This is a genomic window from Methylobacterium gnaphalii (assembly GCF_007992215.1).
GTDB classification, from domain to species: domain Bacteria; phylum Pseudomonadota; class Alphaproteobacteria; order Rhizobiales; family Beijerinckiaceae; genus Methylobacterium; species Methylobacterium gnaphalii.
Window position 1 is genome coordinate 303,838 of sequence record NZ_BJZV01000002.1, and the last position, 22,967, is coordinate 326,804.

The 22,967-nt window shown below is 69.3% G+C and carries 28 protein-coding genes and 1 pseudogene; 13 read left to right on the plus strand and 16 right to left on the minus strand.

Translation table 11 applies throughout. The features are described from left to right. Positions 1-133: 133 nt before the first annotated feature. Positions 134-1,603, minus strand: a complete 1,470-nt coding sequence (locus tag MGN01_RS03415; RefSeq protein WP_170245825.1) for a site-specific integrase — start codon at positions 1,601-1,603, stop codon at positions 134-136. Between the two features lie 579 nt (positions 1,604-2,182). Between MGN01_RS03415 and MGN01_RS03425 the strand changes: the two genes are divergently transcribed. Next, positions 2,183-2,767, plus strand: coding sequence for a metallophosphoesterase (locus MGN01_RS03425; RefSeq protein ID WP_147045155.1), 585 nt, complete (start codon positions 2,183-2,185; stop codon positions 2,765-2,767). A gap of 36 nt (positions 2,768-2,803) precedes the next feature. Here the strand turns inward: MGN01_RS03425 and MGN01_RS03430 are convergent, their stop codons facing one another. From MGN01_RS03430 to MGN01_RS03440, 3 genes are all read right to left on the minus strand, one after another. Further along, positions 2,804-3,070, minus strand: coding sequence for a hypothetical protein (locus MGN01_RS03430; protein WP_147045156.1), 267 nt, complete (start codon positions 3,068-3,070; stop codon positions 2,804-2,806). Continuing rightward, on the minus strand, positions 3,067-3,348 hold the full coding sequence (locus tag MGN01_RS03435; RefSeq protein ID WP_170245826.1) for a hypothetical protein: 282 nt from the start codon (positions 3,346-3,348) through the stop codon (positions 3,067-3,069). The genes MGN01_RS03430 and MGN01_RS03435 overlap by 4 nt, the downstream gene beginning before the upstream one ends. Positions 3,349-3,466: 118 nt before the next feature. Then, on the minus strand, positions 3,467-3,901 hold the full coding sequence (locus MGN01_RS03440) for a hypothetical protein (RefSeq protein WP_147045158.1): 435 nt from the start codon (positions 3,899-3,901) through the stop codon (positions 3,467-3,469). 270 nt (positions 3,902-4,171) lie between these two features. Between MGN01_RS03440 and MGN01_RS03445 the strand changes: the two genes are divergently transcribed. From MGN01_RS03445 to MGN01_RS03455, 3 genes are all read left to right on the plus strand, one after another. Then, the gene (locus MGN01_RS03445; protein ID WP_147045159.1) at positions 4,172-5,206 is read left to right on the plus strand and encodes an IS481 family transposase; all 1,035 of its coding nucleotides are present in this window, start codon (positions 4,172-4,174) and stop codon (positions 5,204-5,206) included. Positions 5,207-5,354: 148 nt separating this feature from the next. Beyond that, a complete protein-coding gene (locus MGN01_RS03450; protein ID WP_147045160.1) occupies positions 5,355-5,600 on the plus strand; it encodes a hypothetical protein in 246 nt (81 codons plus the stop codon). Between the two features lie 191 nt (positions 5,601-5,791). Next, positions 5,792-6,394 carry a hypothetical protein gene (locus tag MGN01_RS03455; RefSeq protein ID WP_238258300.1) on the plus strand — a complete coding sequence of 201 codons (603 nt, stop codon included), beginning with the start codon at positions 5,792-5,794 and terminating at the stop codon, positions 6,392-6,394. 183 nt (positions 6,395-6,577) lie between these two features. On the opposite strand, the gene MGN01_RS03460 is transcribed toward MGN01_RS03455, so the two are convergent. Both MGN01_RS03460 and MGN01_RS03465 read right to left on the minus strand, forming a co-directional pair. Next, positions 6,578-6,931 carry a response regulator receiver protein gene (locus tag MGN01_RS03460; RefSeq protein WP_147045161.1) on the minus strand — a complete coding sequence of 118 codons (354 nt, stop codon included), beginning with the start codon at positions 6,929-6,931 and terminating at the stop codon, positions 6,578-6,580. A gap of 185 nt (positions 6,932-7,116) precedes the next feature. Continuing rightward, positions 7,117-7,500: a hypothetical protein gene (locus tag MGN01_RS03465; protein WP_147045162.1), complete on the minus strand. Its 384-nt coding sequence runs from the start codon at positions 7,498-7,500 to the stop codon at positions 7,117-7,119. A gap of 122 nt (positions 7,501-7,622) precedes the next feature. On the opposite strand from MGN01_RS03465, the gene MGN01_RS03470 reads away from it, so the two are divergent. Further along, a complete protein-coding gene (locus MGN01_RS03470) occupies positions 7,623-7,850 on the plus strand; it encodes a hypothetical protein (protein ID WP_147045163.1) in 228 nt (75 codons plus the stop codon). 109 nt (positions 7,851-7,959) lie between these two features. Here the strand turns inward: MGN01_RS03470 and MGN01_RS03475 are convergent, their stop codons facing one another. After that, positions 7,960-10,371 (minus strand): heavy metal translocating P-type ATPase, encoded by a 2,412-nt coding sequence (locus MGN01_RS03475; protein WP_147045164.1) that lies wholly within the window; start codon positions 10,369-10,371, stop codon positions 7,960-7,962. A 77-nt stretch (positions 10,372-10,448) separates the two neighbouring features. Here MGN01_RS03475 and cueR point away from each other — a divergent pair, with 77 nt between their 5' ends. Beyond that, the gene (cueR, locus tag MGN01_RS03480) at positions 10,449-10,934 is read left to right on the plus strand and encodes a Cu(I)-responsive transcriptional regulator (protein ID WP_147045165.1); all 486 of its coding nucleotides are present in this window, start codon (positions 10,449-10,451) and stop codon (positions 10,932-10,934) included. On the opposite strand, the gene copM is transcribed toward cueR, so the two are convergent. The 7 genes from copM to MGN01_RS03515 form a co-directional block, all read right to left on the minus strand. Continuing rightward, positions 10,870-11,301: a CopM family metallochaperone gene (gene copM, locus MGN01_RS03485; protein WP_147045166.1), complete on the minus strand. Its 432-nt coding sequence runs from the start codon at positions 11,299-11,301 to the stop codon at positions 10,870-10,872. The two genes, cueR and copM, sit on opposite strands and share 65 nt — an antisense overlap. Before the next feature lie 97 nt (positions 11,302-11,398). Beyond that, entirely contained in the window at positions 11,399-11,641 is a 243-nt protein-coding gene (locus MGN01_RS03490; protein ID WP_147045167.1) for a hypothetical protein, read from the minus strand. Positions 11,642-11,803: 162 nt separating this feature from the next. Then, complete coding sequence (locus tag MGN01_RS03495; protein ID WP_147045168.1) at positions 11,804-12,169, minus strand: hypothetical protein; 366 nt, start codon at positions 12,167-12,169, stop codon at positions 11,804-11,806. A 30-nt stretch (positions 12,170-12,199) separates the two neighbouring features. Beyond that, complete coding sequence (locus MGN01_RS03500) at positions 12,200-15,346, minus strand: efflux RND transporter permease subunit (protein WP_147045169.1); 3,147 nt, start codon at positions 15,344-15,346, stop codon at positions 12,200-12,202. Positions 15,347-15,358: 12 nt separating this feature from the next. Next, positions 15,359-17,098, minus strand: a complete 1,740-nt coding sequence (locus MGN01_RS03505) for an efflux RND transporter periplasmic adaptor subunit (protein ID WP_147045170.1) — start codon at positions 17,096-17,098, stop codon at positions 15,359-15,361. 89 nt (positions 17,099-17,187) lie between these two features. Then, entirely contained in the window at positions 17,188-17,649 is a 462-nt protein-coding gene (locus tag MGN01_RS03510) for a hypothetical protein (RefSeq protein WP_147045171.1), read from the minus strand. Between the two features lie 91 nt (positions 17,650-17,740). Further along, positions 17,741-17,953, minus strand: coding sequence for a heavy-metal-associated domain-containing protein (locus MGN01_RS03515; RefSeq protein WP_147045172.1), 213 nt, complete (start codon positions 17,951-17,953; stop codon positions 17,741-17,743). A 167-nt stretch (positions 17,954-18,120) separates the two neighbouring features. On the opposite strand from MGN01_RS03515, the gene MGN01_RS03520 reads away from it, so the two are divergent. Further along, positions 18,121-18,852 (plus strand): sulfite exporter TauE/SafE family protein, encoded by a 732-nt coding sequence (locus MGN01_RS03520; protein ID WP_147045173.1) that lies wholly within the window; start codon positions 18,121-18,123, stop codon positions 18,850-18,852. A 4-nt stretch (positions 18,853-18,856) separates the two neighbouring features. On the opposite strand, the pseudogene MGN01_RS03525 reads toward MGN01_RS03520, so the two are convergent. Continuing rightward, a pseudogene (locus MGN01_RS03525) lies at positions 18,857-19,054 on the minus strand (DUF411 domain-containing protein); the annotation flags it as partial. A 143-nt stretch (positions 19,055-19,197) separates the two neighbouring features. Between MGN01_RS03525 and MGN01_RS03530 the strand changes: the two are divergent. Further along, positions 19,198-19,440 (plus strand): hypothetical protein, encoded by a 243-nt coding sequence (locus MGN01_RS03530; RefSeq protein WP_147045175.1) that lies wholly within the window; start codon positions 19,198-19,200, stop codon positions 19,438-19,440. Between the two features lie 18 nt (positions 19,441-19,458). Here the strand turns inward: MGN01_RS03530 and MGN01_RS03535 are convergent, their stop codons facing one another. Beyond that, positions 19,459-19,917 (minus strand): MerR family transcriptional regulator, encoded by a 459-nt coding sequence (locus tag MGN01_RS03535; protein WP_147045176.1) that lies wholly within the window; start codon positions 19,915-19,917, stop codon positions 19,459-19,461. A 67-nt stretch (positions 19,918-19,984) separates the two neighbouring features. Between MGN01_RS03535 and MGN01_RS03540 the strand changes: the two genes are divergently transcribed. The 5 genes from MGN01_RS03540 (at position 19,985) to MGN01_RS03560 (ending at position 22,914) form a co-directional block, all read left to right on the plus strand. Then, positions 19,985-20,740, plus strand: coding sequence for a cation efflux transmembrane domain-containing protein (locus MGN01_RS03540; RefSeq protein ID WP_147045177.1), 756 nt, complete (start codon positions 19,985-19,987; stop codon positions 20,738-20,740). A 46-nt stretch (positions 20,741-20,786) separates the two neighbouring features. Beyond that, on the plus strand, positions 20,787-21,758 hold the full coding sequence (locus MGN01_RS03545; RefSeq protein WP_147045178.1) for a cation diffusion facilitator family transporter: 972 nt from the start codon (positions 20,787-20,789) through the stop codon (positions 21,756-21,758). 85 nt (positions 21,759-21,843) lie between these two features. Continuing rightward, positions 21,844-22,095, plus strand: a complete 252-nt coding sequence (locus MGN01_RS03550; protein WP_147045179.1) for a DUF2171 domain-containing protein — start codon at positions 21,844-21,846, stop codon at positions 22,093-22,095. Between the two features lie 192 nt (positions 22,096-22,287). Beyond that, a complete protein-coding gene (locus MGN01_RS03555) occupies positions 22,288-22,533 on the plus strand; it encodes a hypothetical protein (protein ID WP_147045180.1) in 246 nt (81 codons plus the stop codon). Positions 22,534-22,677: 144 nt separating this feature from the next. Further along, positions 22,678-22,914 (plus strand): hypothetical protein, encoded by a 237-nt coding sequence (locus MGN01_RS03560; RefSeq protein ID WP_147045181.1) that lies wholly within the window; start codon positions 22,678-22,680, stop codon positions 22,912-22,914. Positions 22,915-22,967 lie beyond the last annotated feature (53 nt).

Genomic DNA, 22,967 nt, shown 5'->3' on the forward strand with positions numbered 1-22,967 from the left:
CCAGACCGTTATGAGCGGTGTGTAGGAAGCCTTTGTCGCCCTGTGGAGGGTGAGAACAAACGACGTACCGGAACCGCTATTCCCCCCGAATTCCCCCCATTCCGGTTCCGGTTCGGTTCCGGTACCGAAACGCTCAGGCGGCCTTCGCCTTCGCCACGGTCGCCAAGGACCGGTGCACCAGCCCGAGCCGCGTGAGCCGCGCATCCCGGTTCGCCGCCGCGATGCGCAAGTCCTTGTCGCGGTGGTAATGGATCGAGAAGGCGTCATGGAGCTCGGGCGGCGGGAGCAACCGCTTCTTCCGGCCGCCGGCGATGCCCGCCTGGTAGTCGGCGGCCCAGTGGCCGTAGACCTCCAGCAAGATCTTCTCGCTCATCCCGAGGTAGTTCGCGGCGTCCCACGACTTCAGGCCGCGCTGCAATAGCCAAGTCGCGCAGGTATGCCTCAACATATGCGGCGTGCCCTTGAGCCCGGCGTCGGCCAGGGCTACGCCGAAGCCTTTGTTCACCTGTTCGACCGGCTGCCCGTTGTACTCGACGACGTAGTCCCTCGACACGCCAAGGCGCTTCCACCGGCGGATGTGCGCTAGGAGGCGGTCGGGGATTCGGACAGGCGGCTGGCGCTTGTTCGTGGCGGCTTGCCCGACTGCGAGGCGGTGGAACATCCCGGTGTCGAGGTCGAGCCACGACCGCCCCGGGATGGGGTCGAACGCGGCCGTCGCGATGGCCCCGGCCCGGGTGCCGGTGTAGATGCCGAGCAGCGTGAACCGGCACAGGTGCCGGTGCGGCCTCTTACGCGACAGCACCACCTGGCCGGCGCGCGTGGGACTGTCCTTGCGGACCGTCATGACGGCCCGCTTGCGCCACATGCCGAGCAGCAGCCGGGCCGCCTCGGGGCGCTCCAGGTGGTTCTCCTTCCGCTTCCCCTTGACCGGCAACGCGACCTCGACGATCTCGCGGCAGTAGCCTCGGCCGCGGTGCCAGTTGATGGCCGCCCGCATGTCCTCAAGTTCACGCCTGGCGCCCTGCGGCGAGACGGTGCGGGCCTCGTTGCCGGTGTCCTCGGGGCGCGCGCTCTTCCAGGCCTGGCCGCAGCGCCAAGCCACGTAGGCGTCGCAGGAGTCACCGTCAACGTCCGCGAGCGTCTTGCCTTGCCACCACTCGCCGAGTTGAAGGAGCCGCGCCATGCACCTGCCGGCACGCGCCTCGTAGATCGCCGGCTTTTCGTGGGCGATGCCGGCCTTGGCGTCCTCAGCCCGCAGGTCCTCGACCTTCTTCTGGACGACGCGCTCGCCCCACATCAGGAGCACGTCGACGACTAGGATCTCGCCGGCGCCGCGGCCCTTCTGGACGGACGGGGTGTGCTTGGCCGTGATGTAGGCGGCCAGGGCCTGCGCCGCCTTGGCTTCCTCGGCCTCGTTGAAGGCTAGGGCTTCGCCCTTCGCGGCGCCCTTGAGGCCGCGGACATCGCGCGCAAAGCATCCAACGGGCTTCCGGACGCCGCCGTCGTCTTTGATGTGCCACTGGGCAAGACGCTCGGTGCCGCCATCCTTGGCGACTTCGCCGGGCCTGAGCCAGAGACGCGGTCCACTGTTCCTGCGCGGCATGCTTCCCGCCACTCCCTGATGATGCGCTTCGTCACGACAATTTTCCGCCCATGCCGCTCGGGCAGGAGATCGACCCGGTCGATGGCCTCTCGAAGCTGACGCTCCGTGTAGGCAGGCCACCAGCCCACGTCGGGGAGACCGCGCAGGCGCACGGGTGTCCGGAGCTCGGGCAGCCAGATCGCTGTTTCGAGGTCGAGCGGCGTGTCGTCTAATGCCGCCTCCGCGACTTCGACGCGGCCCTCGAAAATGTCATCGGTCACTATGAAGGTTGTCGTCGTCATGCGAGCGATGATCGCCGCTTCGCTGGAACCGGGCAACGGTGACCGTCGCACGTTGAGGGTCCGAGGTTAACGTCGTTGCCCTCCCGGTCCCTGGGCCCAGGCTTCCCGCTTCACTCATCCTTCACCGTGGCGGTGGATGGCCCCTCTGCCCCAGTTGACCGCACGATTCGCGAGCTGCGATCCTCCCTTCATCGACGCCACGAGGCTCCCATGAAACCGCGCATAGCCCCCTACCAGACCGAGACCATTCCCGGGGCGTGACGCCGTGCGCGCAGCCCCCGCCAAGGAGGCTGCCTTCATGAAGACCAAGCAAACCCGCCAGACGTATTCGTCCCACCGCACCTGGTTCACGGCCGACACGCATTACGGCCACCGGGGCATCCTCGCCATGGAGGGCCGCCCCTGGGACGACATCGCCCGCCACGACGACGACCTGGTCTACGCCTGGAACGCTGTCGTGCGCCCGGGCGACCAAGTCTTCCATCTCGGCGACTTCGCCATGAACAGCAGCGCCGAACGGTGCCAGGATATCTTCGCTCGGCTGCGGGGCGATAAGCACCTGATCATCGGCAACCACGATAAGCCGAGGCACCTCGGGCTTCCCTGGGCGAGCCCGCCGGAGATGCTCCGGACGGTCCACGTCGACGGCACTCGCATCGTGCTCTGCCACTATGGCCTCCGGACGTGGAGCGGGTCCTGGCGCGGGGCGCTCCACCTCTACGGGCACTCACACGGCAAGCTGCCGGGGACATCGCGGTCCTGCGACGTGGGCGTGGACTGCTGGGGCTTCCGTCCGATCAGCCTGGCCGACATCCTGGAACGGATGGCCGCGACGCCGACGCCCCCCGAAGAGCAGCGCGCTGAGGCCGACGACGCGGAATGAGAAAGGGCCCCCGGATCGCTCCGGGGGCCCTTTGCGTCAGGGCATCAGCGCATCGGCTACGCTGGCGGCCTCGTCCGCCTCGGCGTGGAGATCTCGGGCCCGTCGCCATAGGAGCCCCACCAGGGCGGGGCGGACCCAGCCGGGGATCTCGCGCTGCCCGAGCGACCACCGGCTAACGAGCCGCTGATCGAGCTCCTCGCGGGGACCGTCCGGATGCAGCGGCCCCAACGCGCGGGCGAGCGGGCGCCGCCATTCGTCGCCGGCGAGCGCCCGGCCGGCGCGGGCGAGGAGCTCCGGCGTCATAACGTCCGCCGGGCGTAGGCGACCCAGGCGGACCAGACGACCTCCGGTTCGGTGTCGGGGCCGCACCAGAGCACGACGTCCCGGTCAACCTGGTCGCCGAACCAGGCGCTCGACAGGGACAGGACCTCCCCGGTCGCGAGCGTGGCGACGTAGAGGGCAGCCGTCGGGTCATCGAGCCAGTCCGGCGCCTTTGCCCGGGACGCCCATAGCAGGTGGTCGGTGAGCTCGGTCGCGTCGTCGAGGTCGTGGCAGGCGTCGTACGCAGCCCGGACGGTCACGGGACTCGCGAGCGTGGGCGCCATCTCGGCGCGGAGCCGGGCCCACTGCTCGTCGGTCGGGCCCGTGGCCATTAGGCCGAATGCGGAGCGGAATTCGCGGCGGTCCATGAACGCCCCCTTAGATCGGCAGGGCGGCCGGTGCGGCCACTACCTCGGCCTCGGCGGCCTTCCGGACGCGCCACTGCGGTTCCGTGTAGCCCGGCGGCTTGACCCATGGGCCCCGCTCCCCCGCCGCCTTCGCCGCATCGCGGTGGCGGTCCCACTCCCTGTTCTCGCCCCTCCTGATGCCGCGGGCGTGGATGTCAGCCAGCGTCACGATGATGTAGGGGGCCATGGTCGGGATGAGGTGCTCGAACGCACGGTCGGTGTCGACGCGGATCAGCGAGAGGCACTCGTAGCGCTCCTCGACTTTGTAGTTCGGCGCGAGGCGGGCGTTCAGCACCTCGACGTCCAGCTTGGGGCGCCGGACCTGCACGAGGGCCTGCCCGCGTTCGGCGAGGATGTCCGCGACTTGTGCGGCGATGCGGTCGGAGATGGGTGTGCGCTTGGTCATGGTGCCGGTTTCCCTTGCTGAGTGGGAGGCAGCGCCGTCCCGCATGGGGGTAGGCTACGAAGGGGCGAGCGAGCGACAAGCCACGCTGCTCGATGCGCTCGACGCGGCCCCGCCGTAACAAGCTAGGCCGGCATGGAGGTACGACACATGTGCAGTAGTCAGGACTTGATCTGACAGAGGGTGTCGTTGAGCTGAGGCGAGAGCCGAGGCCGGGCGCGGAGTGGTCGGGGTGCGCAGCGCCCGGCCTCGGCGTTTTCGAGGACACCGACCATGACGAGGGAACAGAAGGTCATCCGCGGCAAGGTGGGCCTGCTGGAGCTGGCCAAGCAGCTCGGCAACGTCAGCCAAGCCTGCAAGATGATGGGCTACTCGCGCGACAGCTTCTACCGGTTCCGAGAGCTGTACGACACGGGCGGCGAGGTGGCGCTGCAGGAGTTGAGTCGGCGCAAGCCGCTGCTGGCCAACCGCACCGCGCCCGAGGTCGAGGCGCTGATCGTGGAGATCGCCCTGGAGCAACCGGCCTACGGGCAGATCCGCGTCGCCAATGAGGTCCGCAAGCGCGGGCATTCCATCTCACCGGCGGGCGTGCGCGGCGTCTGGCAGCGCCACGACCTGGAGACCATGAAGAAGCGGCTGAAGGCTCTGGAGGCCAAGGTCGCGCAGGAGGGGCTGGTGCTCACGGAAGGCCAACTCGCGGCGCTGGAGAAGGCCAAGGCCGAGAAGGAGACGCACGGCGAGTTCGAGAGCGAGTGCCCCGGCTACTGCGGCGCGCAGGACACCTTCTACGTCGGCACCATGAAGGGGGTTGGGCGGATCTACCAGCAGACCTTTATCGACACCTACGCCAAGGTGGCGTTCGCCAAGCTCTACGACCGCAAGACGGCCCTCACGGCGGCCGACCTGCTCAACGACCGCGTGGTGCCGTTCTTCGACGCGCAGGAGGTGAAGCTCTGCCGGGTTCTGACCGACCGTGGCACCGAGTACTGCGGCAATCCCGAGCACCACGAGTATGAGCTCTACCTCGCGGTCGAGGACGTGGATCATTCCCGGACCAAGGCCAAGAACCCGCAGACGAACGGCATCGTCGAGCGCTTCCACAAGACGGTGCTGAACGAGTTCTACCGCGTCACCTTCCGCAAGAAGATCTACGGCTCATTGACCGAGCTGCAGGCGGACCTGGATGGCTGGATGAGGAGCTACAACGACGAGCGACCGCATCAGGGCCGCTGGTGCTTCGGCAAGACGCCGATGCGGACCTTCCTTGACGCCGTCCCGATGGCCCAGGAGAAGATGATCGCCACCTGAGCACCATCAGGCAGTCGAGACCGACCACCTCCGGACATCGCCTGTCAGATCGAGTACCAGCTACTACAACACATGGAAGGTCGGCGACCCCGTCCCGCCGGGCTGGTACCCGCCCCGGCCCGGCGACGAGCCCCGGAAGCCGCGTCGGGTGAGCATCAGCACGCAGCCGCTCGATCCCATCATCGTGGCGATGGTCGAACAGGCGGTGGCCGAGGTCTGGTACCAGCATCGGCCGGACCCGTTTACCGGCACACACGAGACCGTGCGCCACCACGACTGCGTCGTCACCTGCCTGGAAGCCTTCGACGGCGGGCTCACCGAGGTTCGCGTCCGGGGCGAGCCGGACGCCTGGACGATCCACTGGCAGTACGTCCCGGGCGCCTCCGCGGACTAACACTACAGCGGCCTAGCTTGGTGCGTGGACAGCCAGACCTGGTGGCACCTGCCTGCCAACCGCGTCCTGGAAGAGGCCACCGGCGACTACGTCAGACGCCCGTCGGCCAAAGCCGCCTAATCGCCCTGGTCGCTTGCTCCACCCTGCAGACAATGGACCCGTCACCCCCTCTCGAAGGAGACCCCACCCCCATGAGCATCCGTCGCATGTTCGTCGCCGCCATCCTGGCCATGCTGGCCGCCCCCCGCCTCGTCCTCGAAGGCGGCAAGTGGGTCCTGCGCAGCCTGTTCGCCCCACCCGTCGGTGCCCACGCCGAGGTCGAGGACATGATGGACGCCGTCCGGCACGCCGCGGCCCCGACTGCGCCCCCGGCGGCGGACACCGTCCAGGCCGAGGACATCGTCCGCGTCGCCGCCCCGTTCGTGTCCCGGACACCGTCCGAGACCGAGGAGGCCATCGTCGCATGGGGGCGCGTCGCCCGGACGTACGCCGTCTCCCGCCTGTCTGACGAGCCCGAGCCCGACATGCGCATCCTCGACGAATCCGCCGAGGTCTGGTTGCGGCGGCTGAGCGATCAGGAGTGCATGAGGCTCCTCGATTTCGGGGCGCGCCGCGTCAGCGACCACATGACAGGTTCGCACCTGATCCCCGGCCTGACCCGCTGCCTCGTCCGCCCGGAGTGGATGCCCCCGCTGGAGCTCGCGAGCGTCGACGGCGACGAGCTCTACGAGAGCGTCCGGGCTGACCTCGCCCGGGACCCCGGCCTCGTCCCAGGCTACCGCGTCGCCGCCTGACGCCACCCCCGGAACGGCCAAGGCCCGCCTCCTTCCGGGGGCGGGCCTTTCGTTTGCCTGCGCACGCCTGCGACAGCCTGCCACGCTAGGGATGTACGATTTCAGTTGTCCCTTGCCCTGTGCGCATCTGTGCGCACACGAGATGCTGACGTCGTGCGCACGTCAGCACGCGAGGACATCACGTCATGCCGCACGGCGGGCGGCGGCCTCCTTGGCGGCGCGGATCGGGCGGGCCTCGGCCTCCAGGGCGCGGCTTCGCATCCGGGCGAGCTCGTCCCGGAGCCGGGCGTTCTCTGTGCGGAGGGCGGCGGCTTCGGCACGGAGGCGGGCGGCCTCTTGCTGGGCGGCAACGAGCTCCCGGCGCTGGCGCTCGACGGCGGCGACGGCGCGCTGGGCCGCCGACATGTTCCGGCAGGCTTGCTCGTAGTCGGCGTCAGCCTGGCGCTGCCGGGCATCCTGGATGCAGGAGGCTGCAACGCCGGCCAGGGCGAGGCCACCGCGGTCGAAGGTGCTGGCAATCCCGTGTGCGCTCGTCATGGCGGCCTCCTGCGTAGGTGAGGCCACGTTCTCAGCTCAGGGACTCGGCGTCGACCTGGCGTCAAGGGTTATCCCTGGACTGCGGGATGGATTGGACACCGCCGCAGGAGATTGTTTCCACCATCGTTAGCGCCCCGTTACTTCAGCGAACAGTAACGCCATATCTTGGAGGACACCGTCCCGCCTCAGCGCAGGCGAAGCCGCTGCTGGAGGGCCTCGATGGCCGCCGCCTTCGTCACTGGCTGCCCCTCGACCTTGCCGCGGCGGATGCCCCGGAGCGCGTCCCGCAGGACAACCTCAAGGTCGAGCTCCATCCCCTTGGCGCTGCCCTGCGCGCGCATCCGCCCGACGACGTCGGCGCGCTCCAGTGCACCCACGAGGGCACCGACGATGGCGACATCCACGGCCCGCAGGTCAGGCAGGCCGGCATTCTTGCGGGCCTGGCGCTCGATGCGCTTGCGCTCGGCATCAGAGATCTGCGGCGGGGGAACGGGGAGCGGCTCGGGCTCCAGGAAGAACCGAGAGAGGTCAGCCGGCGCGGGGAAGGTGTCGATGGTGTCGAAGCCCATTGGATGCCTCTTTGGTAACGAACCAGGGTGCGGCTGTTGGGCGAAATGCACAAGGGTCCAATGCTTCCGGCGGACGGCGTCCTCAGGGCCGGACGAGCCCTTAACCAAAAACTTTGCGGACGGTGTCCGGGGCCGCAGTGGAGTTTCGCAGGTCAGGCTGGAGCGTCAATTCCTGCCTCCATCGCCAAGACCTTCTGCTCCTCGCGGCCCGTTTTGCCATCGACCTCGGGACCGCCTCCAAGACGCCGGAATGGCTGAGTGCCCAGGATGCCGCCCTGCTCTTCCGCCTCGCCTACCGCACGATGAAGACTGCCTTCGAACGCATGCAGGCGACGCTGCTAGCCGAATGACCCTTCCCTGGCGGATGTTGCGCAACCACGTGGGCGCGGCGGCATGCGTCCACCGTGACGACCTCGCCTTCATCGGCATGCCTGTCGGCGGGGTGCCCGACAGTCACGGTCACAGGCGCACCGCACGCAGCCGGAGCGCATTGCCGATCACGCTGACGGAAGACAGCGACATCGCCGCCGCCGCGATGACGGGGGACAAGAGCAGGCCGAAAATCGGGTAGAGCACACCGGCCGCGAGCGGGATGCCGGCGGCGTTGTAGGCGAAGGCGAAGAACAGGTTCTGTCGGATGTTGCCCATCACCGCGCGGGACAGGCGACGGGCCCGCACGATGCCGGTCAGGTCGCCCTTGAGAAGGGTGATGCCAGCGCTCTCGATGGCGACGTCCGCACCCGTCCCCATGGCGATGCCGACATCCGCCGAGGCCAGCGCCGGCGCGTCGTTGACCCCGTCCCCCGCCATGGCGACGACCTGGCCCGCCGCCTTGTGGCGCTCGACGACGGCCGACTTCTGGTCGGGCAGGACATCCGCCTCCACCGCCTCGATCCCGAGCTGACGGGCGACGGCCTCGGCGGTGGTGCGGTTGTCCCCGGTCAGCATCACGACGCGGATGCCTTCCTCCTTGAGGCCGGCCAGGGCCTCGGCGGTGGTCGCCTTGACCGGGTCGGCGATTGCGATGATGCCCGCGGCTCGTCCGTCGACGGCGGCGAAGATCGCGGTGGCCCCGTCCCTGCGCAGCCCGTCGGCCACCGCGTCGAGATCTCCCGTCGCGACGTTCTCCCCGGCAAGGAATTTCGCGTTGCCAAGAAGGACGCGGCGTCCCTGGACGGTGCCAAGGACACCCTTGCCGGTGGGCGAATCGAACTCCGAAGCCGCCGGGACCGCGATGCCGCGCCTTTCCGCCGCCGCCACGATGGCAACGGCCAGCGGATGTTCGCTGGACCGCTCGACGCCGGCCGACAGCCGCAGGATTTCCTCCTCCGCGAAGCCATGGGCCGGGACGATGCGGGTCACCGTCGGCTTGCCCTCGGTGAGGGTCCCGGTCTTGTCGACCACCAGGGTCGTGACCTTCTCCATACGCTCCAGCGCCTCGGCGCTTTTGATCAGAACGCCGACCCCGGCGCCGCGCCCGACACCGACCATGATCGACATCGGGGTGGCCAGGCCCAGGGCGCAGGGACAGGCGATGATGAGGACCGCGACCGCGGCGACGAGCGCGTAGGTGAACCGTGGCTCCGGCCCGAAGGCCATCCAGGCCGCGAAGGCGAGGACCGCGATACCGATGACGACGGGGACGAACCAGCCCGCGACCTGGTCGGCGAGGCGCTGGATCGGGGCGCGGCTGCGCTGGGCCTCGGCCACCATTTGGACGATGCGGGCCAGCATGGTATCACGACCGACCCTGAGGGCCTCCATCACGAGCGCGCCGGACTGGTTGATGCTGCCGCCGACGACGGTCGCGCCGGCCTCCTTCGTGACGGGCATCGACTCCCCCGTGACGAGGGACTCGTCGACCGAGCTTCTGCCCTCGACCACGGCGCCGTCGACCGGCACCTTCTCGCCGGGACGCACGCGCAGGCGGTCGCCCACCGCGATGCCCTCAAGCCGGACCTCCTCGTCGGTGCCATCGGGCTTGAGCCGGCGCGCGGTCTTGGGCGTCAGGTCGAGGAGGGCCCGCAGCGCGCCGCCCGTGCTCTCACGCGCCCGAAGCTCCAGCACCTGCCCGAGGAGAACGAGCACCGTAATGACGGCGGCGGCCTCGAAGTAGGCGGGCACGGCGCCGCCGTGTCCTCGCAGGGCCATCGGGAACAGGCCCGGCGCCAGGGTGGCCACCACGGAGTAGGCCCAGGCCACGCCGGTGCCGAGAGCGATCAGCGTGAACATGTTGAGCGAGCGCAGGACCACGGACTGGTAGCCGCGCACGAAGAACGGCCAGCCGGCCCAGAGCACCACGGGCGTGGCCAGCGCGAACTGGATCCAGTTGGAGTTCTGCTGCCCGATCCGTTCCGTAAGGCCCGTCAGATGCCCGCCCATCTCCAGCGCGAACACCGGCAGGGTCAGGACGAGCCCGACCCGGAAACGCCGGTTCATGTCGGCGAGCTCCTCGTTCGGGCCATCGTCCAGGCTCACGGTCTCCGGCTCCAGGCCCATGCCGCAGATCGGGCAGGCGCCGGGTCCGACCTGACGGATCTGGGGGTGCATCGGGCAGGTGTAGGTCGTTCCCTCCGGCACGGGCTCCGCCTTTTCCGCGGCGCTTGCCGGGTCAAGGTAGCGGGAGGGCTCCGCCTCGAACTTCGTCCGGCAGCCGTTCGAGCAGAAGTAGTACGGCCGACCGCCGTGTTCCGCGCGGTACTTGGCGGTGTGCGGGTCCACCGTCATCCCGCAGACGGGATCCTTGACCGACCCGGCGGCGGTGGGCGCCTCCTCATGGCCATGCCCATGGTGCGCGTGGTCGTGCCCGGCATGGTGGTTGTCGCCTCCATGCGCATGGGCGTCGACGTTCGGTCCGGTGCCGTGGGCCATGATCCAATTCCCCTGCGTTCGTATTGCCTATCGATCTGCGCCTTCCCATGATGGGAAGGTCAACCATGGAGTACGCCATGAACATCGGGCAGGCGGCCGAGGCATCGGGTGTCTCGGCCAAGATGATCCGGCACTACGAGGCCATCGGGCTGGTGCCTCCCGCCGAGCGCCGCGAGAGCGGCTATCGCGAGTACGATCCGGAGGACGTCCACCGGCTCGGCTTTGTCCGCCGCGCCAGGGACCTCGGGTTCTCCCTGGAACGCATCCGGGTGCTACTGGGCCTGTGGGGCGACCCCGGTCGCAGCAGCGCCGAAGTGAAGGCCCTGGCCCTGGCCCACGTCGAGGAACTCGAAGGAAAGGCCCGGCACCTTCGGGAGATGGCCGACGTCCTGCGAGGCCTGGCCCTGGCCTGCGACGGCGACGAACGGCCGGACTGCCCCATCATCGCGGGCCTGGAGGCCGGCCCGATACCGGCCTCCAGGCCCACCGTCGACTGGCCTACTTCGCGTTCTTCTTCAGCCAGGCCTCCATCTCGCCGATCTCCTTCTCCTGGTCGTCGATGATCTTCTGGGCCATCTCCTTGGTGGACGGGTCCTTGGCGTGCTTGAGCGCCACCTTGGCCATCGCCACCGCGCCCTTGTGATGCGGGATCATGTGGGTGCGGAAATCGACGTCCGGATCGCCCGTGTAGGGCACGTGCATGTCGTGCATCATGGCCATGTCGGCGGTCTTGAAGTCCTTCGTCGAGGCCGGGTCCTTCGGGTCCGGCTTCATGTCATTGATCATCTTCATCATATCGTTGTCATGCGAGGCCTTCGGGTCGCCGGCCATTTCATGCCCGCCATGGGAGTGGGTGCCTTGGGCGAGGCCGTGACCGGCCATTCCGAGGCCGAGCAGCGCGGCCAATGCAATCCTGCCGATGGTCCTCATGGTCGTTTCCATTCCTACGTGACGTAACTCGGTTGCGGGTCGGTGGGAGCCCTGCGGCCCGGACGGTCGCATAGGCATCCAGGGTCTGGGCGACGGATCAGCGGTTGCGGGACGGCTTGGATGCCGATCCCTCGGGATGGGCGTGATCCATGCGCTCGCTCGACCCCGTCGAGCCCGTCTCGCCCGGGCGGGCATCGTGGGCCGGTCCGCCCGAGGTGCCGCCGCGGTTCGGCGTCGGCTGGGTCTGCTGCTCGGCATTGGCGTTGCCCTGGTCGTCGGCCAGGGCCGGGGCGACCGCCGAGAGGACGATCAGCAGGGCGGCGGCGGTCATAGTCTTCATGGCGTGGGCTCCCTGTTCCGTCGTGATGGACAGGACGGCGAAGCGTCGGCTTCCCGGCCTGTGGCTTGGGCAGGAGGGACATGCCTTCGGCCGGTCCTCCTGCATCCCTACGCGGGATCGGTCGGGCCCTCCCGCCCGCGTTCGAGGCGGAAGGGCCATTGGTCAGTTGAACTTGCCGCTGGCGGTCGCGCCGTCCGGGGCGGTGAGCTGGACGGCGCCCTTCGGGCTCTCGCCGAGTGCCACGGACGCCTTGCCCGAGAGGCGGTTGCCGTCGGCCGGCTCCAGCGGCACCCGGGCCGGCTTTCCGCCGACGACGAGGATGGCGGTGCCCTTGAAACCAGTAGCGGAAACCGGCTTCTGACTGCCGTCCGACACGAACACGTCGACGGTCTCGCCCTTGGCGACGAGCTCGACGTGGTACTTGCCGGCGTCCGTCACGCGGCCGCCGTGCTGGCCGGACACCTCGTGCGCATGGACCGGCAGGGCGAGCAGCGCGCCGACCATCAGGGCCATCCTCCAGGGAATCATCGGTTCTCTCCGTTTTTGGGGTGGGGTGGCTCAGAACGCCTCGACAGGACGCGGCTTGGTGCCGTCCGGACGGGGAGTGTTCGGGGTCTCGGCTTGCGCCGCGCCCAGACGCTCCAGCGGGGCCTTGCCGAAGCGCAGGAAAAGGACCGGCGTCAGGACCGTGTCGAGCAGGGTTGCGCTGATCAGGCCGCCGAAGATCGTCACCGCGACCGGGTGCAGGATCTCCTTGCCCGGGTTGGCGGCGTCGTAGAGCAGCGGCACCAGGGCGACGCCGGCCGACAAAGCCGTCATCAGCACCGGGGTGAGCCGCTCCAGGCTGCCGCGCACGACGAGGTCTCGGCCGAACGGCATGCCCTCGTGCAGCGACAGGTTCAGGTAGTGGCTGATCTTCAGGATGCCGTTGCGGGCGCTGATGCCGGTCAACGTGATGAAACCGATCATCGACGCCACCGAGAGCGGCTGTCCCACCAGCCACAGGGCGAGCACGCTGCCAATGAGGGCCAGCGGCACGTTGCCCATGATGATGAGCGCCAGCACGACCGAGCGGTAGCGGCTGTAGAGGATGGCGAAGACCAGGGCGAGGGAGAGCCCGGACAGAGCCGCGATGGTCCGGCTGGCCTCCTCCTGCGCCTGGAAGGTCCCCTCCAGGCTCGCGAAGAAGCCCGGCGGGAGCTTCGCGTCGGCGACCTCCTTGCGGATGGCCGCCACGATGGTGGCCATGTCGCTCTCGCCGTTGGTGTTGGCCTGGACGACGAGGCGCCGCCGGCTGTTCTCCCGCAGGATCTGGTTCGGCCCGTCCGTCTCGCGGATGTCCGCGACCTGGCGCGCTGGCACCCATCCGGAAGGCGTCTCGATCAGCAGGTCCTTGAGCCCCTGCGTCGTGCGCTGGCGCTCGGGCAGCCGCAGAACGACGTCGAAGCGCTTGTAGCCGTCGGCCACGGTCGAAACGACGCGTCCGTTGGACAGGCGACTGAGTTGCTCGACCACCGCCGAGGGCTGGACCCCGTAGAGGGCCGCCCGGGTGTAGTCGACCCGGATCTCCAGTTGCGGGATGCGGACCTGCTTCTCCACCTGCAGGTCGGCGAGGCCGGGGATCCTGGCCATGCGGTCGCGCAGATCGTTGGCCACGCTCCGCAACGCATCGAGGTCCTCCCCGAAGATCTTCAGGGCGAGCTCCGCCCGGACCCCGGACAGCATGTGGTCGAGGCGGTGAGAGATCGGCTGCCCGACGTTCACCGAGAGCGGAAGCCGGGACAGGCGCTGGCGGATGTCGGCGACGACCGCGTCCTTCGGCCGGCCTCCGCCCTTGAGCTCCACCTCGATCTCCGAGGAGTGGACGCCCTCGGCGTGCTCGTCGAGCTCGGCCCGTCCGGTGCGGCGACCGACCGAGGCGACCTCGGGGATGTCGAGGAGCAGCTTCTCCGCGATGAGGCCGACGCGGTTGCTCTCGGAGAGCGAGATCCCGGGGTTGAAGGTCGTGTTGACGGTGAACGAGCCCTCGTTGAACGGCGGCAGGAAGGCGCGGGGCAGGTTCCAGGCGGCGATGCCGGCTGCAACCACCGCAAACGCCACCGTGGCGACGAGCAGGCGCTGGTGCCGGAAGGCGACCCCGAGCAGGCGGGCGTTGCCGCGCTTCAGCCATCGAAGCATGGCGCTGTCGTGCTCGGCCAGGCTCTTCAGGCCCGGCAGGAGGTAGTAGGCCAAAACCGGCGTCAGGGTGACCGACACCAACAGGCTCGCCAGGATCGAGATGATGTAGGCTTGGCCTAACGGTGCGAAGAGGCGCCCCTCGATGCCGGACAGGGCGAACAACGGCACGAACACGAGGACGATGATCATCGTCGCGTAGACGATGCCCGAGCGCACCTCCGAGGACGCGGCCACCACCACGTCGAAGGTGGATCTCGGCGAGCCGGCCGCCCGGTTCTCGCCAAGGCGGCGAAAGATGTTCTCGACGTCGACAACGGCGTCGTCGACGAGCTCGCCGATGGCGATGGCAAGGCCGCCGAGCGTCATCGTGTTGATCGATAGCCCGGCGAGGTGGAAGGCGATGGCGGTCGCCAGGATCGAGACCGGGATGGCGGTCAGCGAGATCACCGTGGTGCGCACGTTCAGGAGGAACGCGAACAGCACGATGGCCACCACCACGATGGCCTCGACGAGCACGCGCTCGACGTTGGCGATGGAGGTCTCGATGAAGTTCGCCTGGCGGAACAGGACTTGGTCGGCCTTGATGCCGTTCGGTAAGGTGGCGGTGACCTCCTTCAGGGCCGCCTCGATCTCGCGGGTGAGCTTCACGGTGTCGACGTCGGGCTGCTTCTCGACGGAGACGATGACCCCGGGCTTGCCCATGAAGCCGCCGTCGCCGCGCTTCACCCGCGGGGCGAAGGAGACCTCCGCGACCTGGCGCAGGTAGACCGGCGCGTCGCCGACGTTGGCGACGACGACGCTGCGCAGGTCGTCGAGGCTCATGGTCCGGCCGATGTTCCGGATGAGGTACTCGCGGGCGTACTGGTCGGTGAAGCCGCCACCGGCGTTGGTGCCGAACTGGGTCAGGGACGCCTCAAGCTGCGCGTTGGTCACCCCGAGCGCCCGCATGGCCGCTACGTTCGGGCTGACCCGGAACTGGCGCACCTCGCCGCCGATGGGAATGACCTGGGCGACGCCCGGGATGGTGAGGAGGCGCGGCCGCAGGATGAAGTCGGCCGCCTCGCGCACCTCCATCGGGGTGGCGTTGTTTCCGGTGACGGCCACCAGCAGGATCTGGCCCATGATAGACGAGATCGGGCCCATTTGCGGGGTCACGTTCGGTGGGAGCTGGTCACGGACCAAAGTGAGGCGCTCGGCGATCTGCTGCCGATTCCGGTAGATGTCCGTGCCCCAATCGAACTCGACGTAGACAATGGACAGGCCGACGCCGGAGACCGAGCGCACCCGGCTGACGCTCGGCAGCCCGTTCATCCGGGTCTCGATGGGATAGGTGACAAGCTGCTCGACCTCCGGGGGCGCAAGCCCCTCTGCCTCGGTCATGATGGTGACCGTGGGCTTGTTGAGGTCGGGAAAGACGTCCACCGGCAGCTTGGTGGCCGTGAAGGCGCCGTACAGGATCAGGACGGCGGCCACCGCCAGGACGAGGAGCCGGTTGCGCAGGGACTGCGTGACGAGGACGTTGAACATGGCTGGGCCTCCTCACCGGACCTGATCGAGGAGCTCGGCGCCCTCGGTGACGATGCGCTTGCCCGCGCCTACGCCCTCGGCGACGAGCACGTTGGTCCCGTCGAGGGGCTCGACGCGGACCTGTCGGGCCTCGAAGCGCTCGGCGGCGACGTGCTCGTAGACGATGGCCTGCCCGTTGCCGGAGCGGACCACCGCCGCCCGCGGCAGGGCGAGCCCGGACTGCTCGGCGTCGGTGCCGGCGAGCACGGTGAGGAACTGCCCGACCCGCAGCCCGGCGGTGTTGCCCTTCACCGCGAACTGGACCGGGATGGCCTGGTTGCGGTCCGCGAGGCCGGCGCCCTGGTAGTCGAGAGAGAGGGTGCGCCCGTCTGCGAAGCGGGCGGTGGCGTTCCCGGCCGGGGTCAGGGCGTCGAAGCTCAAGGCCTCCACCCAGAGGCGGGTCGGGTCCACGATCTGGAAGACCATCCCGCCTGCCGTTGCCATCTGGCCCGCCACCGCGGAGGCCTGCGCAATCACGCCGTCAACCGGCGCGACAAGGGCCTCCGGCTGCTGGCGCACCTTGTCGAGGGCCGTGCGGCGGTCCTGCAGGCCCTTCAACTCGGACAGGGCGTCGTCGAGTTGGGTCTGGGCGACCGCACCCGTCGTGGCGAGCTTGCGGTAGCGGTCCACCCGGCGCTCGACGACGTCGATCTGCTGGTCGAGCTCGCCCTGGCGTTGGCGCATGTCGGAGACGTCGACGGCCTGGACCGGCGGCGTGACGTAGGCCAGCACGTCGCCCTTCTTTACGGTGGTACCCAAGCGCGGGAATAGGCCCGAGGCCGGCGGCGAGAGCCGGCCGCCGACCGAGGATTGCACGACGCCGCTGGCGTTCGGGTCCGGGATCACGCGTCCCGGCAACTCGACCGTCCGGTGGAACGTCGCCTGCTCCGTCATCGTGGTGCGCAGGACCAGGAGGCGCTGAGTGGGCTTCGGCACGAACACCGAGCCGTCGGGCAGGCGCTGGGCCAGGTCGGACGAGGGTTGGGCAGGGTCGAGCAGCGCCGCGCCTTGCACGGGCGCACCCTTGGCCGGGGCGCCATGGTCCTCGTCGCCATGCGCGAAGGCCGCGGTTCCGAGCGCCAGGGTCACGACCACGGCCATGACCGCCACGGCCGGCAGGCTCCGGCGGCCCCGCGCGAGCACGGTGATCAGCATCCCGAGGAGGAAGGCGGCCGACGCGGTCAATATCAGGATCGGGTCCTTGGCAACGAGGCGCGCCTTCAGGTCCGCGACGGCGGCGGACGACCGCGCCAGAGCGTTCTCGCCCGGTGCCGCGGCGGGAGCGGCGCCGGGCGCCTTCGTCTCCGGGATGGACAGGGCGACGGTGAGGACGTCGACCGCATCCCCGGCGGTGACAGTCACCATGAGGTCGTGCGAGCCGGCGTTCGCGAGCCAAGGCGCGGGCAGCAAATAGGCTGCGTCCTCAGTCTCGGTAGCGGTCTTCGGCCCCTCGGGCGTCTCGATCTCCAGGACACCGCCGCGGACGGGCTCGTTCGTCCGGAAGCGGTCGAGGTAGAGCATGACCTTCCCGTCCCGCGGGATGGCGGTCAACTCGAACGCCTCGGACGCGGCCTCACCGCGCGGAGCGATGGACTTCGAGACGGGCGGGGGCGGCGCACCGTGGTCATGCCCTTCATGGGCGCGTGCGGGACCAGCCAGCGAACCGACGGCCAGCCACGCCGCGCCAAGGGCGGCGGCAATACGGAAAGACATGAAAGGGAATCCTCGCGTCGGGAAGACCGGACGCACGCGGCCGTTTTCGGGCGCAGTCCGGGCGTCGCGCGCCTCAGGCGCGCCTCACGTCACGCGAGGGTTCGTGGGGGTTTGGGCAGGGCCTCGGGGCCGGCGCCTGAACGGACGTCGACGTCTTGCGGGATCAGCACGACGGTCCGGGACAGGGGCACGGACAGGGAGGCGAAGGCACCGAGGATGCCGGACGCGCAGCAGACCATGGTCCCGCAGCACGAGCCCTTGCAGGCAGCGGGGCAGCAGCCCCCGCGGGCATCGTCCGCCCAGATGGCGGCCCCCGGTCCGACGGCCAGGACCATCGTGCCGAGGACGGGCATCATGGCCGCCCCGGCGGACGGGGACGGCGTGGCGGCCGCCGTAATGGGAGACGGTGCGTCGACCTGCATCGCTGCGGCCAAGTGATGGCCGTGGTGGGCATGGCCCTCATGAGCCTGGACGGCGGACGGCGCGAGGTAAGCGATGATCGCGAGGATCATCGCCGCCATCAGGCGCACGATATGCCGGTCGGAGCTCATGGGCTTGGCTTACACCGTTTTCGATGGCTGAACTACTTGTTCGGCCAGAACGTGAATGCCGGACCGAATGCTTGGTTGCCGAAGCGGCGCTTCAAACCGCTGCGATCAGCGGCTCCGCCGGGTAACCGGCGGCAGCGATGGCCCCGGCGATCCGTTCGACCGAGCCCGCGGCCCCGGCGACGGCCACGACCTTCGCCGTCAGGTCCACCTCGATCCGGGCGTTCGGCTCGACGCCCAGGATGGCGCGCGTGACGGCCTTGGCGCAGCCACCGCAACCCATCTTGTCGACCTTATAGCTGTTCATGACGCTCTCCCCTTGGTGGCGTCCCGCGTAGATGGGGCTTCCTATGGTGGGAAGGTCAAGGGGCAATCCTGTCGGTGATTGGCATCCCGGCCTGGCCTGGCTTACGAGGTGACGGCTTGCGTCATTCGCGGTCGTGCCCGGCGCGCCGCCTGTCGGGAGGAAGCGCGGTGGTTGGGGAAGGAGCGACGGCCTTGCTGGTCGGGTTGGTCTCGGCCGTCTACGCGGCGGCGGGCCAGGCGGGCGGTACGGCGTTCCTGGCCGTCATGGCCTTCGCCGCCGTCCCGGCCACGGAGATCCGTCCCACCGCCCTGGCGCTCAACGTGGTGTCGGCCGGATACGCGACCTGGCGGCTCCATCGGGCCCGGGCCATCGACTGGCCCCTCCTGCGCCGGCTCGGGGGACCGTCCCTGCCGGCCGCCCTCCTCGGCGGTCTCGTCGTGCTCGGGGGACGAACTTACCTCCTTCTGACGGGTTCGATGCTCCTGCTCGCCGCCTGCCTTCTCCTGACCCGGTCGCGGGCCGATGCCGTCGACGAACCCGAGGTCGGGTGTGGGCCCGCCACCGCGGCCGGAGCGGCGACGGGCTTCCTCTCCGGGCTGACGGGCGTCGGGGGCGGGGTCTTCCTGGCGCCCCTGCTGATCGGCCTCGGCTGGGCGTCCCCAAAGCGCGTGGCCGGCCTCTCGGCCCCCTTCATCCTCACCAACTCGGCGGTCGCCATCGCCGGCGTGACGCTAGCCGGCCAGACGGTGGCCCCCGGGGTTTCCCTCTACGGCCTGTTCGCCTTTCTCGGGGCCGTGGCCGGCACGGCCGTCGGGCTACGCTGGATGTCCCAGGCCGCCACCCGCCGCCTCATCGCCGGCATCCTTGCCCTGGCGGGAGCGAGCCTCCTGCTAGCTTGAGCTGTCATGCCACGTTCGCACGGTACCGCGCGAACGTGCGCCGTCCCTCGGGTCCGAACGGCACGACGTCGTTGGTGTCGGGCTGCATGCCCACGATATCCATGCCTGGCGATCCGGCCGGCATGCCCGGAACGGCCAATCCGGTGGCCCGCGGCTTCTCCGACAGGAGCCACTTGATTGCCCCCGCCGGGACGTGGCCCTCGGCCGCCTTGGGCCGCTTCATCGACGTGTCGGTCGGCGGGGTGCCCGACAAGGCCGCGCGATGGCTCGGCCTGACGGAAGCGGGCGCCGCTTTCCACCGTTCCCTCGCCAGGTCCGGACCTCTCCAGAGCCTGTTCGACGCCTTTGCACTCCCCTCAAGTCCATCAGCGGCCCGCCCCGGTCCCGGTCGAAGGCATCGACTTCACCGTCGCCATGAGGCGGGCCGGCCCCAGGGCGGCCGTCAGCGTCGCGGCCGCCGACCTGCCCGCCGTCGCGACATGGGTGGCCAAGGTCGGCGACCGCTCATGCGAAGGCTCCCTGCCCGACGAGGAGACCCGGCTCCCGGCCGATGAACAGGAAGCCGGGCTCAGGTTCGCGCCGGCCTGACCGCACTCCGCCTCCCCGTCAGGCTCCCCGCTTCGCGGCACGCCGGCCCCTTTCGATACGATGACCCTCGTCTTCGCACCGACCATGGTCCGAGAGCACCTCGATGACCCGGCATTCCCCGACCCGGCCATGCCCGCATGCACCGATCATGCGGGACAGCTCGCCTCGCAGCGCCGTGAGCCTCTCGATGCGGCGCTCAACCTCGGCGAGATGATGTCGGGCGATGACATCGACCTCGGCACAGGAGCGCTCGGGCTCCGCCGCCAGCGCCAGCAGCTCGCGGATGGCGTCGACCTCGAAGCCAAGCTCGCGCGCGTGCCGGATAAAGGCCAGGCGCTCGACGTCCGCTTGCCCATAGCGGCGGCGTCCCCCTTCCGTGCGCGGAGGCGGCGGCATCAGGTCGGCCGTCTCGTAGTACCGGATGGTGGTGGCGAGCACGCCGGTGCTCCGCGACAGATCGCCTATCGAGAGGTCCATGTTTGCGCTTGCTCCTCCAGTCGCTGGAGGAAGTAGACGTCCATTCAGGATTCGGGAAGGAGGCGTCATGGCCGAGGATTGCTGCGGCTCGACCGGTACCCGATGCGGGGCGTCGGCGGACCATGCCCGCGTGCCGGTGTCGGCCCCACCCGCCGCGGCGGATGCCTGCGAAACCGGGAATGCCTGCGGCTGCTCCGGCGGCGTGCCGGTCTTCGACGGCGTCGACCCGCGCTACAGACGCGTGCTCCGGACGGTCATCGCCATCAACGCTGCGATGTTCCTGACGGAGATGGCCGCCGGGCATCTCGCTGGCTCGCAGGCGCTCCAGGCCGACGCCCTCGACTTCCTGGGCGACACCGTCACATACGGCCTGAGCCTCGCCGTTATCGGCGCCTCGCTGCGGGCGCGGGCTACGGCGGCGCTCGCCAAGGGCCTGTCCCTGAGCCTGATGGCGCTCTGGGTGTTCGGCTCGACCGCCTACCACGTCCTCATCCTCGGGGTGCCCAAGGCCGAGGTCATGGGCGTCATCGGCCTGATGGCGCTCGCGGCGAACCTCGGCTCCGTGCTGCTGCTGCGGCCCTACAAGGACGGCGACGCCAACGTGCGCTCGGTCTGGCTGTGCTCGCGCAACGACGCCATCGGCAACGTCGTGGTGCTGGTGGCGGCGCTCGGCGTCTGGGGCTCCGCGTCCGCCTGGCCCGACCTCGCCGTCGCGACGGTGATGGCCGGCATCTTCCTGACCTCCTCGGTGCAGATCCTCCGGCAGGCCTGGGCGGAGTACCGGGAGGGCGGCGCCACGACCCGAACCGTACCGGCCGGTTAGGGCACGCACGTATGCCCAGACCGACCAAGACGTCTACAGGACGACAATGAAATCGCACGACGCACACGCCGGACACGACCATGGATCGCAGGACCATGGGAACCATGCCGGACATGCCCATGGGCCGGGGCACGGCCACGCACCCGCGAGCTTCGGGCGTGCGTTCGCCATCGGCATCGCGCTCAACGTCGGCTTCGTCGCCGTGGAAGCGACCTATGGCGTGCTGGCGAACTCGGTGGCCCTGCTGGCCGATGCGGGCCACAACCTCTCGGACGTTCTCGGCCTCGTCGTGGCGTGGATCGCGACGGTGCTGGCCAAGCGTGCCCCGAGCCCGCGCTACACCTACGGGATGAAGGGCTCGTCGATCCTCGCGGCCCTGTTCAACGCCGTGTTCCTGCTTGTCGCGGTCGGCGCCATCGGCTGGGAGGCCATCCAGCGCTTCGGCGAACCCGCTCCGGTCGCGGGCAAGACCGTGATGGTCGTCGCGGCCGCCGGCATCCTCGTCAACGGCATCACCGCCTGGCTGTTCGCCTCCGGGGCCAAGGGCGACATCAACATCCGCGGCGCCTTCCTGCACATGGCGGCCGACGCCGCCGTTTCCGCCGGCGTGGTCCTAGCCGGCTTGGTGATCCTCTACACCGGCTGGACCTGGCTCGACCCCGTCGTAAGCCTGGGCATCGTCGCCGTCATCGTCTGGGGCACCTGGGGACTCCTGCGCGACAGCCTCGCCATGTCGCTCGCGGCGGTCCCCCGCGGCATCGACCCGGCCGCGGTGCGCCGGCACCTCGAAGCCCTGCCGGGCGTCATCGCCCTCCACGACCTCCACATCTGGCCGATGAGCACCACCGACGTCTGCCTCACCGCCCATCTCGTGATGACGGGCGGCCATCCCGGCGACGCCTTCCTCATGGAGACGGCGCAGGTGCTGCGCGAGCGCTTCGGCATCGGGCACGCCACCCTCCAGGTCGAGACCGGCTCGGGCGCGGCCTGCTTCCTGGCCCCAGACCACGTCGTCTGACCCGTCCCGGCCTGCCACAGCCGCACCTTGAACCATTGGTCCGGGCCGCCGCTTGCACGGCCTGTACCGCGCGAGCAAAGCGAACATGGTCCAGCCCACCGACATCGCGGCGCACATGGAGGTCGGGTCCTCGGACGGGCTCCATGTCGGCAGGGTCGACCACATGGAAGGCGACGGGCTCATCAAGCTGATCCGGAAGGACCCGGCCGCCCATGGCCGGCACCACCTGCTTCCCCTGGCCTGGGTCGACCGCGTCGACGAGCGCGTCCACCTCTCGGCGACCGCTGCTAATGTCAGGAGCCTTTGGGAGGAGGATGTCCCTCCACAGTCAGGGTAATGAACGAGGACGATTTCACGTCGGCACCGGCAAATTTTGATGAATAACACCTTAACGATGGCATAAAGGCCCAATTATATTGCGCACGAGATAAGACGCTTTCAGCGATACGTTTGAGGAGCGATAATAATCTTGGATCGGTTTCAGAGGTGAGCGCGTTGCTGCCCGTACAATGTTTCCGGGAGCACCAAGATGAAGCGCAACCTTCTCGCCTATACCGCCGTCGCCGCCCTGGCCCTTTCGCCGGCCGCGGCCTTCGCCCAGCACATCGACGTCGGCCCGGGCGGCGTCGGCGTCCATGGCGACAGCCACGGCGAACGGCACGGTGACCGTCACCACGACGACCACCACGAGGTCGTGCGCGAGCACCACCACCATGACCACCACGACGACGACCACGGCGGCGAGCGCCGCACGACGGTCATCGAGCGCCACTGAGGTCGTTCGACCCGGGACCCCGCAGGATCCAACCGCGGGGCCCCGGCAGACAGTGCCTGAGGCGCGAACGCATGAACGGGGACTTCAGGCCGCGTTCAACTCTCCGCGCCCAGTATGCCGGCATCAATCCCCGAGGAACGAGCCATGAGAGCCCGCATTGCAGCCCTGGTCGCCGCGACCGTGATCCTCGTCCCCGCAGCCGCATCGGCTCAGTATTACGGCGGCGACTTCGAGCGGCGCGGCCGCGACGTCCATGTCGACCGGTACCATCACGGCGACCACGACGACGTCGTCGTGCATCGTCATCGCCGACACTACGAGGAGCGGCCGGTCTACTTCGAGGACCGCCACCACCATCACCATCACCACCACGACGACTGAGGCCGGAAGCTTCGCAAGGGCCGCCTGGCATGTACGGGCGGCCAGGAATGGTT

What these genes read in the sequence shown, in the direction of transcription:
- MGN01_RS03475 (WP_147045164.1), bottom strand. Translation starts at nt 10,371, where the DNA reads ATGGCCCACGGCACCGGACCGAACGTCGACGCCCATGCGCATGGAGGC.
- MGN01_RS03445 (WP_147045159.1), top strand. Translation starts at nt 4,172, where the DNA reads ATGACGAGGGAACAGAAGGTCATCCGCGGCAAGGTGGGCCTGCTGGAG.
- MGN01_RS03505 (WP_147045170.1), bottom strand. Translation starts at nt 17,098, where the DNA reads ATGTCTTTCCGTATTGCCGCCGCCCTTGGCGCGGCGTGGCTGGCCGTC.
- MGN01_RS03455 (WP_238258300.1), top strand. Translation starts at nt 5,792, where the DNA reads ATGAGCATCCGTCGCATGTTCGTCGCCGCCATCCTGGCCATGCTGGCC.
- MGN01_RS03430 (WP_147045156.1), bottom strand. Translation starts at nt 3,070, where the DNA reads ATGACGCCGGAGCTCCTCGCCCGCGCCGGCCGGGCGCTCGCCGGCGAC.
- MGN01_RS03535 (WP_147045176.1), bottom strand. Translation starts at nt 19,917, where the DNA reads ATGGACCTCTCGATAGGCGATCTGTCGCGGAGCACCGGCGTGCTCGCC.
- cueR (WP_147045165.1), top strand. Translation starts at nt 10,449, where the DNA reads ATGAACATCGGGCAGGCGGCCGAGGCATCGGGTGTCTCGGCCAAGATG.
- MGN01_RS03515 (WP_147045172.1), bottom strand. Translation starts at nt 17,953, where the DNA reads ATGAACAGCTATAAGGTCGACAAGATGGGTTGCGGTGGCTGCGCCAAG.
- MGN01_RS03495 (WP_147045168.1), bottom strand. Translation starts at nt 12,169, where the DNA reads ATGATTCCCTGGAGGATGGCCCTGATGGTCGGCGCGCTGCTCGCCCTG.
- MGN01_RS03540 (WP_147045177.1), top strand. Translation starts at nt 19,985, where the DNA reads ATGGCCGAGGATTGCTGCGGCTCGACCGGTACCCGATGCGGGGCGTCG.
- MGN01_RS03545 (WP_147045178.1), top strand. Translation starts at nt 20,787, where the DNA reads ATGAAATCGCACGACGCACACGCCGGACACGACCATGGATCGCAGGAC.
- MGN01_RS03415 (WP_170245825.1), bottom strand. Translation starts at nt 1,603, where the DNA reads ATGCCGCGCAGGAACAGTGGACCGCGTCTCTGGCTCAGGCCCGGCGAA.
- MGN01_RS03500 (WP_147045169.1), bottom strand. Translation starts at nt 15,346, where the DNA reads ATGTTCAACGTCCTCGTCACGCAGTCCCTGCGCAACCGGCTCCTCGTC.
- copM (WP_147045166.1), bottom strand. Translation starts at nt 11,301, where the DNA reads ATGAGGACCATCGGCAGGATTGCATTGGCCGCGCTGCTCGGCCTCGGA.
- MGN01_RS03560 (WP_147045181.1), top strand. Translation starts at nt 22,678, where the DNA reads ATGAGAGCCCGCATTGCAGCCCTGGTCGCCGCGACCGTGATCCTCGTC.
- MGN01_RS03460 (WP_147045161.1), bottom strand. Translation starts at nt 6,931, where the DNA reads ATGACGAGCGCACACGGGATTGCCAGCACCTTCGACCGCGGTGGCCTC.
- MGN01_RS03555 (WP_147045180.1), top strand. Translation starts at nt 22,288, where the DNA reads ATGAAGCGCAACCTTCTCGCCTATACCGCCGTCGCCGCCCTGGCCCTT.
- MGN01_RS03440 (WP_147045158.1), bottom strand. Translation starts at nt 3,901, where the DNA reads ATGACCAAGCGCACACCCATCTCCGACCGCATCGCCGCACAAGTCGCG.
- MGN01_RS03550 (WP_147045179.1), top strand. Translation starts at nt 21,844, where the DNA reads ATGGTCCAGCCCACCGACATCGCGGCGCACATGGAGGTCGGGTCCTCG.
- MGN01_RS03425 (WP_147045155.1), top strand. Translation starts at nt 2,183, where the DNA reads ATGAAGACCAAGCAAACCCGCCAGACGTATTCGTCCCACCGCACCTGG.
- MGN01_RS03490 (WP_147045167.1), bottom strand. Translation starts at nt 11,641, where the DNA reads ATGAAGACTATGACCGCCGCCGCCCTGCTGATCGTCCTCTCGGCGGTC.
- MGN01_RS03465 (WP_147045162.1), bottom strand. Translation starts at nt 7,500, where the DNA reads ATGGGCTTCGACACCATCGACACCTTCCCCGCGCCGGCTGACCTCTCT.
- MGN01_RS03510 (WP_147045171.1), bottom strand. Translation starts at nt 17,649, where the DNA reads ATGAGCTCCGACCGGCATATCGTGCGCCTGATGGCGGCGATGATCCTC.